Annotated in this window: 15 protein-coding genes; 5 read left to right on the top strand and 10 right to left on the bottom strand. The window is 61.4% G+C overall.

Annotated features, from left to right (window positions below; translation table 11 throughout):
- Positions 1-27: 27 nt before the first annotated feature.
- The 6 genes from M0H32_RS10545 to M0H32_RS10570 all read right to left on the bottom strand — a co-directional run bounded on the left by M0H32_RS10545 (position 28) and on the right by M0H32_RS10570 (position 4,955).
- Positions 28-684: a ribonuclease T2 family protein gene (locus M0H32_RS10545; protein ID WP_248153657.1), complete on the bottom strand. Its 657-nt coding sequence runs from the start codon at positions 682-684 to the stop codon at positions 28-30.
- Positions 685-713: 29 nt separating this feature from the next.
- Positions 714-1,160: a cytoplasmic protein gene (locus M0H32_RS10550; RefSeq protein WP_248153659.1), complete on the bottom strand. Its 447-nt coding sequence runs from the start codon at positions 1,158-1,160 to the stop codon at positions 714-716.
- Between the two features lie 85 nt (positions 1,161-1,245).
- Complete coding sequence (locus M0H32_RS10555) at positions 1,246-2,094, bottom strand: 23S rRNA (adenine(2030)-N(6))-methyltransferase RlmJ (protein ID WP_248153660.1); 849 nt, start codon at positions 2,092-2,094, stop codon at positions 1,246-1,248.
- The gene (locus M0H32_RS10560) at positions 2,091-2,621 is read right to left on the bottom strand and encodes a GNAT family N-acetyltransferase (RefSeq protein WP_248153662.1); all 531 of its coding nucleotides are present in this window, start codon (positions 2,619-2,621) and stop codon (positions 2,091-2,093) included. The genes M0H32_RS10555 and M0H32_RS10560 overlap by 4 nt, the downstream gene beginning before the upstream one ends.
- A 155-nt stretch (positions 2,622-2,776) precedes the next feature.
- Complete coding sequence (locus M0H32_RS29465; RefSeq protein ID WP_282449318.1) at positions 2,777-3,643, bottom strand: cold-shock protein; 867 nt, start codon at positions 3,641-3,643, stop codon at positions 2,777-2,779.
- Positions 3,644-3,857: 214 nt separating this feature from the next.
- A complete protein-coding gene (locus M0H32_RS10570; protein ID WP_248153663.1) occupies positions 3,858-4,955 on the bottom strand; it encodes a DUF1176 domain-containing protein in 1,098 nt (365 codons plus the stop codon).
- Between the two features lie 209 nt (positions 4,956-5,164).
- On the opposite strand from M0H32_RS10570, the gene M0H32_RS10575 reads away from it, so the two are divergent.
- Positions 5,165-5,836 carry an MBL fold metallo-hydrolase gene (locus tag M0H32_RS10575; protein WP_282449328.1) on the top strand — a complete coding sequence of 224 codons (672 nt, stop codon included), beginning with the start codon at positions 5,165-5,167 and terminating at the stop codon, positions 5,834-5,836.
- Positions 5,837-5,855: 19 nt separating this feature from the next.
- On the opposite strand, the gene M0H32_RS10580 is transcribed toward M0H32_RS10575, so the two are convergent.
- From M0H32_RS10580 to M0H32_RS10595, 4 genes are all read right to left on the bottom strand, one after another.
- Complete coding sequence (locus tag M0H32_RS10580; protein WP_248153664.1) at positions 5,856-6,860, bottom strand: DUF1402 family protein; 1,005 nt, start codon at positions 6,858-6,860, stop codon at positions 5,856-5,858.
- A 206-nt stretch (positions 6,861-7,066) separates the two neighbouring features.
- Complete coding sequence (locus tag M0H32_RS10585; RefSeq protein WP_248153667.1) at positions 7,067-7,435, bottom strand: DUF6665 family protein; 369 nt, start codon at positions 7,433-7,435, stop codon at positions 7,067-7,069.
- Between the two features lie 15 nt (positions 7,436-7,450).
- Positions 7,451-8,776, bottom strand: a complete 1,326-nt coding sequence (locus tag M0H32_RS10590) for an MFS transporter (protein ID WP_248153668.1) — start codon at positions 8,774-8,776, stop codon at positions 7,451-7,453.
- Positions 8,773-9,339: a chalcone isomerase family protein gene (locus M0H32_RS10595; RefSeq protein ID WP_248153671.1), complete on the bottom strand. Its 567-nt coding sequence runs from the start codon at positions 9,337-9,339 to the stop codon at positions 8,773-8,775. The genes M0H32_RS10590 and M0H32_RS10595 overlap by 4 nt, the downstream gene beginning before the upstream one ends.
- A 356-nt stretch (positions 9,340-9,695) precedes the next feature.
- Between M0H32_RS10595 and M0H32_RS10600 the strand changes: the two genes are divergently transcribed.
- From M0H32_RS10600 to M0H32_RS10615, 4 genes are all read left to right on the top strand, one after another.
- Positions 9,696-11,330: a methyl-accepting chemotaxis protein gene (locus M0H32_RS10600; protein WP_248153673.1), complete on the top strand. Its 1,635-nt coding sequence runs from the start codon at positions 9,696-9,698 to the stop codon at positions 11,328-11,330.
- A gap of 284 nt (positions 11,331-11,614) precedes the next feature.
- Positions 11,615-11,917, top strand: coding sequence for an ATP-dependent Clp protease adapter ClpS (gene clpS, locus M0H32_RS10605; protein WP_248153676.1), 303 nt, complete (start codon positions 11,615-11,617; stop codon positions 11,915-11,917).
- Positions 11,918-12,231: 314 nt separating this feature from the next.
- Positions 12,232-13,245, top strand: a complete 1,014-nt coding sequence (locus M0H32_RS10610) for an NAD-dependent epimerase/dehydratase family protein (RefSeq protein ID WP_248153678.1) — start codon at positions 12,232-12,234, stop codon at positions 13,243-13,245.
- Positions 13,242-14,387 (top strand): aminotransferase class V-fold PLP-dependent enzyme, encoded by a 1,146-nt coding sequence (locus M0H32_RS10615; protein WP_248153681.1) that lies wholly within the window; start codon positions 13,242-13,244, stop codon positions 14,385-14,387. Before M0H32_RS10610 ends, M0H32_RS10615 begins: the two co-directional genes overlap by 4 nt.
- Positions 14,388-14,392: the final 5 nt, after the last annotated feature.

Here is a 14,392-nt window from a genome sequence, read left to right on the forward strand (position 1 = left end):
AACGACGGGACGGGGGCGCAGCGCGCGTCAGCGGGCGCGGGGCGGGGGAACGGAGAGGCTGCCGGCCCGGCAACCGGAGCGGTCGACTTCGCGGCAGGCGCGGAACTCCAGATCCTTGGTCAGGCAGATCCGGACTTCTTCGAGTTCGCCGCGGTCGCAAGTGACCGCCATGGCGTCGTCGCTCAAGCCGGGATTTGCCAGCCGGAAGGCCTTTTCAACCGTCGCCGGCGCCGCCTTGCCACGCTTGTCGAGTGTGCGGAAGGCGCCTGGAATGGTGATCTTCTCGAAGGCTTCCCGGGTCAGTTCGAAATAGGCCTCCGGAGACAGTCCGGAGCAGGTGCCGTGTTTGCGCCACTCGTGAAAGACGAGGCTGTGGCTCGGCATGATGTCTTCCATGGAAGTGGCGATCCAGCGATCGATGCGCTGCGGCGCGCCGGGGCAGCTCTCCGGAAAACCGCGCTCATATTGCGGCCACAGGCCATGAACGACAAAGCGGAACGGCTTGCTGACATCGCACTGGTGAGGGTTGGCGTTGCCGCCTGCCTGCTTGCAATAGGTCGGCGACCAGGACAAGGCGAGAACGTAAAAGTCAAAGTCTCCGGCTTTGTCCGCGAACGCCGGCTGACCTGTCAACGCGGCCAGAATGACGGCGCAGCGGCTCCAGAAGCGGGTCGACAGCGCCATCCGGTGAAAACCTTTCGTCTGTGACGGTGTCAGTGAGGGCGCACGGTGCTGCAATGGGCGCCGTAGACGTGCCATTTGTCGAGCGGCGACAGGCAGGCCTCGACATTCCAGCTGACGCCGACAAAGCCGGCATGTTCTTCCACCATGTAGTGGACGGATTGCAGCGAGCCGTCGGACAGGCTGGCTTTGCCTCGGCAAAAGCGGCGCGCGACCGGGCTGATGCCGTTCTGCCGGTAGCGGACTTCGTTGATTTCGTCGACGCTCAGGATCGTGCGGCCGCCGTAATAGTCGCGGTTGGCCCGTGCGATCGATCCGGCAACTGCGCTTTTGACGGACGCGGCCGTGCAATCCGGAAGCCGGTTTTCACCGGAAAAGGAGAAATACACACGATGCTCGTCGGCCACGGCCGGCACGGCAAGGCTTGCGAAAACGGTCAGGGCCGACAGGCTCAAACGGGCAAAACGGGCAATACGCACGGCAGTAACTCCGGAAGGCAAACTGTGAGGGAGACGATGGGGGAGGCCGGTCTGAAGGTCAAGCTTCGATCCCGGCAAAAGTGACTTATTCGACGATCAGCTGTGTCACCGTAAAGCCGGCACCGGGACCCTGGTGCAACACATCTGCAAGCCACGGCAGGATGTGGCGCATTTCGTCGGCAAGCGTGAAGGGCGCGTTGACCAGCGTCATGCCGGAGCCGAGCATGCGGGTGTCGGGGCCGCTCTTGCCGGCATTGAGTTCCAGCGCAAGAACATCCCTGAGGCCCGCCGCCTCGAAATCCGCGTGCATCCGGCGGATCGCGCGGGCGTCCTTCAGCGGATACCAGAGCGCATAGGTGCCGCCCGGCCACTTCTTGTAGGCCTTGAGCACGGCATCGGTCATGCGGACAAACTCGTCGGTGACCTCGAAGGCCGGGTCGATCAGCACCAGCCCGCGCTTCTCCTTGGGCGGAAGAAAGCTGCCCATGGCCAGCCAGCCGTCCAGGTGGATGGTCTTGACCTGATGGTCGCCCGCATAACGGTCCGACAGGGTCTTGAAATCCTGCGGGTGAAGCTCGGTCAGGGTCAGGCGATCGGTCTTGCGCAACAGCTGGCGCGCGACCTGGGGTGAGCCCGGATAGACTTCGAGGTCATTGCCGGGGTTGAGATCCCTTACGACACCTAGCCAGGGCTCGAGAAGCTCCGCCACCGCCGCGGGCATGTCTGCCTCCAGAACCTTGGCGATGCCATGCTGCCATTCGCCGGTCTTGCGGGTTTCCTCGGATGTCAGATCGTAAAGCCCGATACCGGCATGGGTGTCGAGAATCCGGAACGCCTTGTCCTTGCGCTGGAAATAGACGATGAGACGCGCCAGAACGGCGTGTTTGAGGACATCGCCGATATTGCCCGCGTGATAGGCGTGCCGGTAGTTCATCGCGCTGTGCCAGTTGCCGGTTCTGCGGGGCGTTTCAGGTAAACCACGGCCTTGTCGCCGTGATCGGCCTTGCCGATTTCCTCAAAACCCAGGCGGCCGTGGAAGCGCATCGATCCGGGATTGGCCGGGCGTTCATTGACCTCGCACAGGAAGCTCTTTCCCGTGCCGGCATAATGCTGAAACAGGGCGGCATAGAGCGCGTCGCCGATCTTGCGGCCGCGCATGGCCTCGTCCACGCAGATCCGGTCCGTATAGGCGAAATTGCTCTCGCGCTCGCTCAGCCAGAGATAGTTGGGGCTGTCATAATCGACGCCGTCGCCCAGGCACAGCAGGAAGCCGGCCGGTGCGCCGTCGACTTCGGCCACGAGGCAGATCAGGGCGCCGTTGATCAGGTCGAGAAAGCCTTCCGCGGTGAGTTCACTCACCGCCGGAACGGCCGCGTTGTTCATGGTCAGCAGGGCACTGAGATCGCCGGGCAGAAACGGACGAATGGTCGAGGTCTGGGCTGAGGGCTGGTTGGACGCCATGAGTTCACCTGGTGGAATTGGGAGCAGCCTTATAGGCGGTGAGGCGGGTCGTGAAAAGCTTAACCGGCGGCTTCGGCAAAATAAACGAGGGCGCGGTATTTACCGCGCCCTGTCAAGCAGGTCATTGATACCTTTCAAAGGTCAGCCGGTCCGGCTTACTCTTCGTCGGGCTGTGTGTCCTCGGCGGGCTCGCTGCCATCCTCTTCGAGGACCTGCAGGTTGACAGCCTTCGGTCCCTTGCCGCGCCGGTCCGGCTCGGTTTCGAAAGAGATCCGCATGCCGCTGTCGAGGGCCGACAAACCGGACCGCTCGACGGCGGAAATATGGACGAACACGTCCGCATCGCCTTCATCCGGTGTGATGAAGCCGAAGCCCTTGTCGGACTTGAAGAATTTTACAGTGCCGGATTGACGCGGGCCACGTTCCACAGGCGGGCCGTCCCGGCGCGGGCGCTGCTGACCGTAGCCGCCGCCACCTTCACGCTGACCGTAGCCGCCGCCACCTTCACGCTGGCCGTAGCCACCGCCGCCTTCACGCTGGCCGTAGCCGCCGCCGCCTTCACGCTGGCCGTAGCCGCCGCCGCCTTCACGTTGGCCGTAGCCGCCGCCACCTTCACGTTGGCCGTAGCCGCCGCCACCTTCACGTTGGCCGTAGCCACCACGGCCGCCACCGCCTTCGCGATCACCGCCTCGGCCACCGCCATAGCCGCCACCGCCATAGCCGCCGCCGCCTTGACGGTCGCCGCCGTAGCCGCCGCTACGGCCGCCACCGTAACCACCGCCGCCGCCGCCGCCATCGCGATTGCCACCATAGCCGCCACCGCCACCGTCTCTGTCGTCGCGGCCGTAGCCGCCACCAAAATCATTACCGCGTCCGCCCCGGTAGCCACCATCCCGGCCGCCGCCATAGTCACCACCGAAATCGCTTCCGCCAAAATCACTGCCGAAGTCTTGCGGACCGCCAAACTCGCGCTTGCCGCCGCGCCGACCACGCGACCGCCGGTCCGAATCGCCATCGTGCATTACCAAATCACCCTAATCTCTGTGCCAGTCCGGCACATATCGACCAATCTCACCCGCCTTCACAGTCGAGTCACTTCACCCGGGCGCACCTTGTACGTCCGCTCAACACTCCAAGAGAGGTCAGCAACAAACATGCCGCATCCCCCTCCAGCCGCTGCGTTATCATCATAAGGTCGGCAGAGGCGAAATCGCAAGAGAATCCTTGGGCCCTGCCTCAATTCGAGGCGTTTTTAAGGGGCCAGGTGCTTGACCAATTGGACAAGTCGGGTTCGGTTGCGTCGCAGGTCGTTCTGGCTGCCTCTTCAAGCAGCACAAGCCCGGTGCCGTTCCAGACCCAGCGGTTCCAAAGGCCGCACTCGCCGACGCCCGAGCCCTTGAAGTAGGAGACGAGCTGCTGATCTGCGGGAATCCATCTGGCGTTGTAGATCAGATCCGTCGCAATCGGACCCTTTTCGGACATGCGGGCGACATGGACCTGGCGGGCCGCGCCGTCCTTGCCGGCCAAAACCGCAACATAGGGGCTGTTATAGGCGGTGGGGGCGCCGCACGGAATGATGTAGAGCGACGCGCTATCGGCGAGCGGCGCTCTGACGGCATTGAGGCTGGCAAAAATGGTTGGGTCGATATTGGAGCAGAGCCGGTTGGCGGACCAGACGGCGGCGACTTCCGGCGGCAATTGATCGGCACTCATAAGCGCTACGGCATGCGGGGCGTCCTTGGCCGGTTCCGTGCCGGGCGTGACGATGGCGGAGACCGTTCCGGTCCGGTCCTGCCGGTTGTCGAGCCACAACAGGCTGGCCTTCATGCCCTGAAGAGGCACCGGGACGGCAACCGGGTCCGTGCCACTGACGGACGGCAGGCCTACGGTCAGCTCCTTGCCAGAGCGCATGGCGTTCAGGAGGGTCAGGGTTGCGGGGCCGGTCGGATACCAGAAACCTTCGCCGCCCAGCGGCCGGAACCCGGCCGGCGCTTTGACCGCCGACTGCATTTCCCGGAGCTGTTCGATCGGCAGGGCCTCGATCTCCGTGCCGTCGACGCGGAAGGTCAACGTGCCGTCCTTGGGCAGTTCCGTGTTTGTGGTCAGGCGCACCAGCGGCTGGGCGTCTGCGTGCCAGTCCCGGACAATGCGCAGATCGACCCAGACCGACTGGCTGCGGGTGAAGGAAGAGGCAAAACAGACGCCCGTATTGCCGCAGTCGACCGTCCAGCTTTCAAAGCTGGGTACGGTTCTGCCGGGCTGCGCCAATGCGACCGCGGCGCTCAACAGTGCCACGGCGGCGGAGATCGGCAATGTCAACAGTCTTGGCGTCATAAGCTCCGGCTACCCGATTGTGTCTGGCATCTTCTCACAGGCCCTCTCATCTTGTACGAAATGCACGCGGCAAGGTGAAGCCGCTAGTGACCAGAAACACGACACCGGGTAGCGTTGTCCCGTATTTGTTACAAGCATCATTTGACCAATCCGGCCCGGGTGCCGCTGACGAGGAGGCGAACATGCCACAAGAAAACAACACTTCCGGCATGGACGGTTCCGCTGAAGGTGCGACGGAGGAGCAGCCGCCGATCCAGGTCATGGTGATCGTGGTGTCGGCCTTTCAGCAGAACTGTTCGCTGATCTGGGACCCGGCGACCATGCGCGGCACGGTGGTCGATCCGGGTGGCGACATCGACCGGATCCAGGCCGCCATCCAGAAACAGGGCGTGACGGTGGAGAAGATCGTCCTGACCCATGGTCATATCGATCACGTCGGCGGCGCCGCGGATCTCGCCGAGGCGCTGAAGGTGCCGGTCGAGGGGCCGCATGAAGACGATCGTCCGCTGATCGACCGGGTCGCCGAACAGGCGGCGCAATTCGGTGTCGACAATGTCAAGCCGGTGACGCCGGACCGCTGGATGGTGGAAGGCGACACCGTGGAGATTGCCGGGCGCAATTTCGAGGTGCTCCATTGCCCCGGTCATTCTCCCGGGCATCTGGTGTTCTTCGACAGGGAGCTGCGCTTCGCGATTTCAGGCGACGTGCTGTTTGCCGGTTCCATCGGCCGTACGGACCTGCCCGGGGGCGATCATGCCACCCTGATCAGGTCCATACAGGAAAAGCTGCTGCCGCTCGGCGACGATGTCGCCTTTCTGCCAGGGCACGGCCAGGCCTCGACCATCGGCCATGAGCGGGAAAACAACCCGTTCCTGGCTTAGTTGCTCCTCGCTCCAGGGATCAGAACAGGGCGCGGAGATCGTCGATCCGGTCGTTGACCAGCCAACCGTAATAGTTCTCCTTCGGCCAGCTCTGGCCACTGCGGCGGAATTTCGCGGCCCGGCTCCAGGGATCGCCGAGATTGTAGAGCGTGGCGGTCAGTCCAGGGTTTTTGGAGATATCGACCTTGCCGACCGACTTGTAGGCGGAGATGGCATCCTGAATGATTGCGGCCATGTAGTGCAGCGAGATATTCGGATCCATCGTGGCCTTGTAGACCTCTTTGGGGTTGGAGGCCTCAAGCTTGCGGTAGCTGCTCTGCCGCGCGACCCGGTCTGTCATTTTCAGGACGGTCAACGGGCTGAGCTGGCCGAGACCGAAGCTTTGCCCGGAAAACAGCGGCTGAAAGAAGGCTTCGTTGAAATTCTGCTTCGGGTAGCGAACGCCATCGACCTTGCGGCCGCGGAACTTGCTGTTCCAGACATTTTCATAGCAGGACCAGCGCCGGTCGCTGCTTTTCTGGATGTGTTCCTTGCGGCAGCGGTCGAATTGCGGCCGCTCGATGAACGTGTCGACATGTTCGCCATTGAGTTCGAAGTCAAAGCGGATGCCGGCATAGGACAGGGCCTTGACGTAATAGGACTGGGCGCTGTCGAGCGTGTCGTAATTGTAGGTGTGTTCGCCGACAATGGCGCCGACGATGTGGATCGGGTCGATGCCGTATTTGGAAGCGATGCGCTTGATGGAGCCCATCAGCTGGCGATCGCGCTTCAGAACAGCTAGAACCTTGTCGAATTTAGCATCATAGGAGGACTTCGATGCCGAAGTACGGCGCGACGACGCATATGGGATGCTCGGCTGAGACTTGTACCGGTTGCCTTCCGGGACGATGCGCACCGATTGGGCTTGCGCCGGAGCGGCTGTGGCCAGGGGCAGCGCAACTGGGCTGACCAGCACTGCGAAAAGCAGGCATCCTGTCACCAACCGGGTGGCGAAGTTAAGCTGATGGGTCTTCCTGCACATCATGACCGTTTTGCGCCTGGCTTTGTTGTGTGTGTGGCGCCGGACACATGCCGTTGCGCCAGCGAGCCATAGATGCCTCACATAGCTCGCCAATTGCGACTGTAAATAACTCATCTTTCAAAAAGCCCCCAGAAAAAACCATTGGCGCATCCAAGATGCAACCGGTTCCTTTTCCTAGGACGGAGCCATCAACAAAGAAGTGACATCTGTCACAGGCTCTCTTTTTTGTCCAATTTGCCGGGACTTCCCAAGCTGGAGGCGGGTCCCATACGCAGACGGACCGCCTTTGACACGCCGACAAAATCGTAAAAGGCCTTGTGCTCGCGCAGGCCGCAGAGTTCCCGCTGAATGGTGACATGCCACAAGGCTTCGCCGGCTTCCGCAAGCCGCATCTGCACGGCTTCCTCGGTTGTTCCGGCGTCGCTTTCTTCAGCTGCCAGGCGTGCCAGTGCTTCCTCCAGTTTCTTGTTGAGCCGTGCCAGCGTCCCGGCTTTTTCGCTGAAGATTTCATGTTCGAGCGCAGCCGCCAGCGGATCCTTGTCGGTCAGTTTCCTCAACTGAGGCGGGCGCACTGTCATGTCAAAGCCGGGGTCCTAAGCGGGGCACAAAGTGAGGTCTTTTTCGAAACGGATCAGGCCGATCAGCGCGGCCAGCTTCAACAGACAAGGTAACCCAGCATAGGTGACGCTCAAGAGAAAACTGAGCTCGATGGTCATGCTGGAACCGGGATGGTAGCCAAACAGTCCCAGAAGCGGCAGCGCCAGCCCGGTGGCGAGCGCCAGCGACGATTTCGACAAAAACGCCATGATCGAAAACAGACGCGCCGCGTCGCCCTGGCATCCATCGGCCTCGATATGATCCGCCAGCAGAGCAGGCGGCAGCGCGAGATCGGCGCCGAGCGCCAGGCCCGAGAGCGCGCAGACGGCCGCATAGGCCACAAGATCGCCTTCCTGCAGCAGTGCCGCCCAGCAAAAGGTGACGATGGCGGTGGCCAGCGACATCTGCCAGGTCCTGACCTTTCCAAATTTGCGGGCAAGTGCAGCCCAGAGGGGCATGGAGAGGGCGCCGGCCAGGAAATAGACCAGGAGAAACAAGCCAGTATAGGGTTCAGCACCGAGCCGGTCGCGGATGAAAAACAGCACAAGGACAGCGGGGATGGAACTGGCGAACGTGTTCAATGCCACCAGCGCGTAAAACCGGCACCGCCATCGGTTTTTGACCAGGCTCAGCCACCCGGTTTCACTCCGCTCGTTCTTGAGGCGCGTCAATGGCGCGATATTCATCCACCGGAGCAGCATCCAACAGGAAAGTGCCAACAGTGGCAGGTATCCCAGTGCCAGCCAGTGAAAGGCGGAAGACGGGCTGCCGATCCTCATCAGGAGGGGCGGCGTCACGGCCGCGACCAACAGGCCGAGCAAACCGAAGGCTTCCCGGCCGGCCGTCACGCGGGTGCGGTCGGAGGATGGAACCCGCCAAAGACCGCCAAGGGTCTGGAAGTTGATCGACACAATCGAAAACCCGGTGGTGCAGATCAGAACCGAGGCGGCAAACCAAAGCAGGGTCAGCGCGCCAGCCGGGTGAAACAGCATCCAAAAGCCGCCCCCCAACAATATCGCCCCGAAGACCAGAATGAAGCCGCGCCACTGGTGGAAACGGTCGCTCAGGCTGCCGATGACCGGATCCTGAAGCGCATCGACCAGACGCAGCAACAACAGCACTGCGCCAAGCGCAGCAACCGATTGCTGCATCGTTGAGGCGTAAAAGTCTGGTGCGTGCAAATAGATCGGCAAACCGGCGAAGGCGAGCGGGAAAGCCATGACACCGTAGGCCGCCAGCTGCTTCGCCTTCAAGGTGTTCCCAGCCAAAGTCCTGTCCGGATGCTCGGCGTCCTGTTGCGTGTCCCGAAAGGATAAACTCACGAACCGGTTCCGGTCAGACGTGCCCGCAACTGCGGGTTCCGGGTGTTGCTGCCGAGCCAGATCGCAAAGAATTTTCGGGTGAAGGCAGGGTCGGCGATCGTGCCGAGCTTGCGATTGCCACTATAAAAGACGGTGCTGCCATTCGAGGCACGGACGCCGGTCAGCGACTGACCCCTGGTGACGTTCGGAAAGATCGCCTGCATCTGCTTTCCCCAGCGGCTCAGCTGCCCGGCAGAGGCGCCTCCTTGCCGGCGGATCTCATCGACCGAGCTTTCCGCAATCGCCTTGCCTTCGAAATTGCGCAGATAGGTCAGTTTCAGGGCAAAGGGGGACGAGGCACTGTAGGTGCCGCCCGGTGCATAGAGTTCCGCGTCGAAGATCTTGAAGCCGAGATAGGTCATGCGGCCCTTGCCGACCAGTTCGGCCGAGGGAACGGATCTGGCCGCGGCCGCGAGATCCGCCTTGGCCGGACTTCCTGGAACGGCTGCTGCCAGCATCAGCGTCAGCAGCAGAGCAATTGTCGTTTTGGCGGCGGCCGGTGAGGCCACTTGAGACGTTGCCATATTTACCTCCGCAGGGCATCGTTTTTCATGTCACGCGGATTACGCGCGAGGAGGGGGGATGGATTGCCGTTGGAGGGTTGCGCACGAGAATGTGATCCCGGCAGCAGGCGCGCCGTTTGAACGCTCTTTCCAGTTCGTGCCGTTTCCTAATCGAGTGCTTCGGGTGTACCCGCAAAAAGTGCATCGGCAATACTGGCGAGGTTTCGCGTATTGGTAATTCTCTTCGCAGAATACATCATTTGTGAAAGGCACGTTGCGTAGAGGATTTTCAGCATTTTGCGCGTAAGACGCTCGCCAATTAAGACATTTTTTGGACAGTCCCCGTATAGATGAGACAAACCTTACTGGGGGATATTATGAAGTTCTGGCAATCTGTGAAATTCACCACCACGGTGCCAATTGTTGCTGTCGTGGCGGTCGCATTCGTCGCCTTTGCCTATATCACCTCGACCCAGCGTGTGTCGGCCGTGCAGGATGCCTTCGAACAGCAGATCAGCATGAGCGCCAACCTGACCAACCAGGCGCTCGGCAACGCGATCTGGGATTTTGACCAGGACCTCGCCAACAGCCTGCTGGCACCGCTTCTCGACAACAAGAATTTCGACTGGGCGGTGGTGCAGGAGACCAATGGCAAGGTGTTCGCCTCGTTGTTGCGCGACGAAGCAGGCGACGCGGATGCGATGGTGGCCCTCATTCCTGAAACGATGCGCGGTGAGAATGCCAGCGAGAAAACGGCGTATTTCACCGACGCGAGCTACCAGATCGGTATCAAGCCGATCACCCGCAGCGATGGCGACAAGGTCGACACCCTCGGTTACATCTATGTCGGGTTCGATCTTTCCGGGATTGAAGCCGCTCGTTCGGAAGCATTGATGACCGCTCTGGCGATAACGCTGGTCGCCATTGTTGCCGTGTCTCTCGTTCTTGTGGCCCTGATCCGCCGCATCACCGGCCAGATCGGAAACCTGTCCGAGACCATGACCGTGCTTTCCGGCGGCAATTACGACATCAACATCCCCTATGTCGAGCGTGTCGACGAAATGGGCCAGATGGCGCGCACCGTCGAAGTCTTCCGCGACAATGGTCTGCGCCAGCGCGAACTGGAAGACGAACAGCAGCAGAACATGGAAAACGAGCGCCGCCGTCAGGCGACGCTGGAAGAACTGATCTCCGGTTTCCGGGACGACAGCCAGCGACTGCTGCAGCCCGTTACCCAGTCGACCGAGAACATGGGCAGCATTTCCTCGATCCTGATGGATCTGTCGACCAGCAACACCGAACGTACCGCATCCGTGGCAGCCGCAACGGAACAGGCCTATGCCAGCGTTCAAACCGTGGCGTCGGCTTCTGAAGAGCTGTCGGCCTCGATCGGCGAGATTTCCCGCCAGATCGCGGAAACCAGCGAAGTGGTCTCCACGGCCAATGCCAAGGCGACCTCCGCCAACGAGCAGGTTGCCAGCCTGGCCTCCTCGGCGCAGAAAATCGGTGCGGTGTTGCAGCTGATCCAGGACATCGCCGAGCAGACCAATCTCCTGGCCCTGAACGCCACCATCGAGGCAGCGCGCGCCGGTGAAGCCGGCAGGGGCTTCGCGGTTGTTGCCGCCGAGGTGAAGGAACTGGCGACGCAGACGTCCAAGGCAACCGAAGAAATTTCGGCGCAGATCAACGCGATTCAGGGCGCTTCGTCGGATTCCGTTGAGGCGATCGAGGAAATCGCCAACATCATGGTCAAGGTGAACGAGTTCACCACCTCGATCACCGCCGCACTCGAGCAGCAGGGTTCCGCAACGACGGAAATCAGCAATTCCATCCAGGAAGTTGCTTCCGGCACCCGCGAGATCAGCGAGAACATGATCGGCGTGAAATCCGCCGTGGACGAGACGTCCCAGTCTGCCGGCGACGTGTCGCGGACCTCGTCGGAAGTCGCGGACAACACCCGCCAGCTGGCAGAGCGGATCGATGGTTTCCTCAACCAGGTTGCTGCTGCTTAAGTCCTTGGCAGGCTTAAAAAAATAAACCCCGCGCCACTCGCGCGGGGTTTTCTTTTGCCGATTGGACGCCGACTTCGCCGCAACGTCATGTTTCCTTCGATTTCGCGATGCATTATAGTGGCTGAAAACGCAGGCCCAGCCGGAGCGTAGCTCCATGTGTCTCCTTGAGACCGCCAACGGACAGGGCCGCAGACAACATGGCCGGAGGAAAGATCCGGCAGATCCAATCAAGACAGGTGACTTCGCGCGCTGCGCGACCTGAGGCGACCGCTTGGGCCAGTGCTATGAGCAACATTGATCTGAAACCGAAACTGAAGCAGAAGACCAAGGTCCAGCGACCGAAGCTGTACAAGGTCATCCTGCTGAACGACGATTATACGCCGCGCGAATTCGTCGTTTTGATCCTGAAGGCCGAATTCCGGCTGGACATGGCCCAGGCGGAAGTGGTGATGCTGACCGCCCACCAAAAAGGGGCCTGTGTCGTCTCCGTCTATCCGCGAGACGTCGCCGAGACCAAAGCCACTAGGGCGATCGATGCCGCCGGTCAGCTCGGCTATCCGCTGCAATTCACCGTCGAGCCGGAATAGATTTTCCAAATTTTGGTTGCTGAACTGATCCGATCCTCGTCGGATCACGCTTTGCGCGAATGCACCGACCTTCCGCTCCCGCTCCGGCCAAGCAAATCGCGAGCCGGGATCGGGGGCTTCTCACGCCTGTTGATGGTCCCCACTTCTCAGCAAATCTCTTGGCTCCCCGATCTCGGATCTTCGCTGCGCTGCGTCCGGGATGACGGCTTGCGAGGTGATCGCATGGTTTTACCTGCGCGGCGTCCCGGCGCGCACTGGCACGAATTCTGCTGATGATGCAATCAGATGCTGCATTTATCGGGAATTGTGCCAATATGAAACATTGTGCAAATTCAGTTGCTCCGAAACAGAACATTTCCTTTCGCAAGGTTGTCGTAACCGGCGGTCTGGGTTTTATCGGGTCGCGTGTTTTCAAGCGGATTGCCCGGATGAACACCGTCGAACAGGCGGTCGTGCTGGATTGTGTTTCCTATGCGGCTGATTTCCGCAGACTGGCCCCGGCCAGTGAGGCGGGCGACCTGCCTGTCATCCGCGGCGACATCCGCTGCGAAATCGATGTGGCCGCAGCGCTTCATGAAGCCGACGCCGTCATTCATCTGGCCGCGGAAACCCATGTGCCGCGCTCCTTTTCCGAGCCGGAACATTTCTTCGACGTCAATGTCAACGGCACAGAGACCTTGCTGAAAGGCGCTCAGGAGGCCGGTGTGAAACATTTCATTCACATCAGCACCGATGAGGTCTATGGCCCGGTGACCGACGATGTCCGAGAGAACGCCCCATTGCGGCCGACCTCGCCCTATGCCGTCTCCAAGGCCATGGCGGAAGAGGCGGTGATGATGGCTTCGCAAAACGGACTGAAGGCCACCATTCTGCGGCCGACCAACGCCATCGGGACCGGACAACACCCGGAAAAATTGTTTCCGCGCTTTGTGATGCGCGCCCTTCAGGGACAACGGTTGACCATTGAAGGCACAGGCAGACAGGAGCGGACGTTCCTGCCGGTCGGCGATCTTGCTGCGGCGATCGGTCTGATCCTGAGTAACTCGGGCGAAGACCGGCTGTCGATCTTCAACGTCTCCGGCGAGGAGGATCTGTCGGTGCTGGAGGTGGCGCGGCGCGTCTTTGAGGTGACCGGCAAGAACACCGGACTTCATTTCGTACGTGACCGGACCAGGAACGATGCGGCCTATCGCATCGACGACACAAAGCTTCGCGGTCTGGGCTACCGCCAGAAAAGCGCCGTCGATCAGGAGCTCAAGGCCATTCATGCGGAATTCAGCGCGCGGGTCCGCCGTCAGGCGGGGCAGTCACAAGCAGGGGCGGCATGATGCTGGACAGGCCGGTTGGGCAAGAGCCGATCCGCTTTCACGCCCCCCATATGCCGCCGTCCACCTATGACGCGGTTGCCTCCGCGCTCGGCAGCAAACACCTGCGCGCCGGTGGACGCTTCTCCCGCAAGGCCAGAGCACTTGTCGGTGCCCATGTCGGTCATGACCGGGTGTTCCTGACCAATTCCTGCACCTCGGCGCTCGAGGTCGCGGCTCTGGCGCTTGATCTCGGTCCCGAGGACGAGATCATCGTTCCGTCCTTCACCTTCTGCGCCACGGCGACCGCCTTCGCGCGCAAGGGCGCGCGGATTGTCCTGGCCGATATCGATCCAAATACCATGATGGTGAGCGCGGAGACGATTGCGGCGCGGATCACCAACCGGACCCGCGCCGTGGTGGTGGTACATTACGGCGGCGCAGCAGCGCGGATGGACGGGATCACCGCGCTGTGCGCGCACCACGGCATTGCCGTTGTTGAGGACGCCGCCCAGGCCTTCGGCTCGAAACAGACCGGCCGGGCGGTCGGCACGGCAGGGCTCTTTGCTGCCTATTCCTTTCATGAAACCAAGATCATCAGCAGCGGCCATGGCGGCGCCCTGGTGGTGAACAGTGACAAACCGGTGCTGCGGGAGCGGGTCGAGGAGCTGTTGGCACGTGGCACCAATTATCCCGCTTTCGCGCGCAGGGAAGTCAGCCACTATGAGTGGACGTCAGTCTCCTCCAGTTTCGAGATGCCCGACCTGAACGCGGCACTGCTTTACGGTCAGCTCAAGCACACAAGGGAAATCCTTTTCAAAAGCCGGGCTATCTGGGCCTTTTACGAAAAACGGTTGAACCGGCTGCCCGTGACCATCCTGCGTCCGGATGAAGCGACACAGACGAACGGGTATTCCTTTGCCTTTCTCTGCGCCGACAGGAGTTGTGCGCGGCGCATTCTGGAAAAAAGCGAGCAGCTCGGATTGGGCCTGCAGTCGCATTACAAACCCCTGCATCTGTCGCGATTTGCTGGCCAGATCCTGGCGGGCCATTGTCCCGCGGCGTCTGACAGCTGGGAGCGGCTGATCCGCCTGCCGGTGCACATGGACCTTTGCGCCGAGGACGCCGGACGGATCTGCGATTTCCTGACGTCCGAATTGGGATGAACTGC

It is taken from the genome of Roseibium sediminicola (genome assembly GCF_023156505.1).
GTDB lineage: Bacteria > Pseudomonadota > Alphaproteobacteria > Rhizobiales > Stappiaceae > Roseibium > Roseibium sediminicola.

Bases quoted from the DNA above. Each gene is read 5' to 3' on its own strand.
- M0H32_RS29465 (WP_282449318.1), bottom strand. From the start codon at position 3,643: ATGCACGATGGCGATTCGGACCGGCGGTCGCGTGGTCGGCGCGGCGGC.
- M0H32_RS10585 (WP_248153667.1), bottom strand. From the start codon at position 7,435: ATGACAGTGCGCCCGCCTCAGTTGAGGAAACTGACCGACAAGGATCCG.
- M0H32_RS10610 (WP_248153678.1), top strand. From the start codon at position 12,232: ATGAAACATTGTGCAAATTCAGTTGCTCCGAAACAGAACATTTCCTTT.
- M0H32_RS10615 (WP_248153681.1), top strand. From the start codon at position 13,242: ATGATGCTGGACAGGCCGGTTGGGCAAGAGCCGATCCGCTTTCACGCC.
- M0H32_RS10595 (WP_248153671.1), bottom strand. From the start codon at position 9,339: ATGGCAACGTCTCAAGTGGCCTCACCGGCCGCCGCCAAAACGACAATT.
- M0H32_RS10560 (WP_248153662.1), bottom strand. From the start codon at position 2,621: ATGGCGTCCAACCAGCCCTCAGCCCAGACCTCGACCATTCGTCCGTTT.
- M0H32_RS10555 (WP_248153660.1), bottom strand. From the start codon at position 2,094: ATGAACTACCGGCACGCCTATCACGCGGGCAATATCGGCGATGTCCTC.
- M0H32_RS10580 (WP_248153664.1), bottom strand. From the start codon at position 6,860: ATGATGTGCAGGAAGACCCATCAGCTTAACTTCGCCACCCGGTTGGTG.
- M0H32_RS10570 (WP_248153663.1), bottom strand. From the start codon at position 4,955: ATGACGCCAAGACTGTTGACATTGCCGATCTCCGCCGCCGTGGCACTG.
- M0H32_RS10545 (WP_248153657.1), bottom strand. From the start codon at position 684: ATGGCGCTGTCGACCCGCTTCTGGAGCCGCTGCGCCGTCATTCTGGCC.
- M0H32_RS10600 (WP_248153673.1), top strand. From the start codon at position 9,696: ATGAAGTTCTGGCAATCTGTGAAATTCACCACCACGGTGCCAATTGTT.
- clpS (WP_248153676.1), top strand. From the start codon at position 11,615: ATGAGCAACATTGATCTGAAACCGAAACTGAAGCAGAAGACCAAGGTC.
- M0H32_RS10575 (WP_282449328.1), top strand. From the start codon at position 5,165: ATGGACGGTTCCGCTGAAGGTGCGACGGAGGAGCAGCCGCCGATCCAG.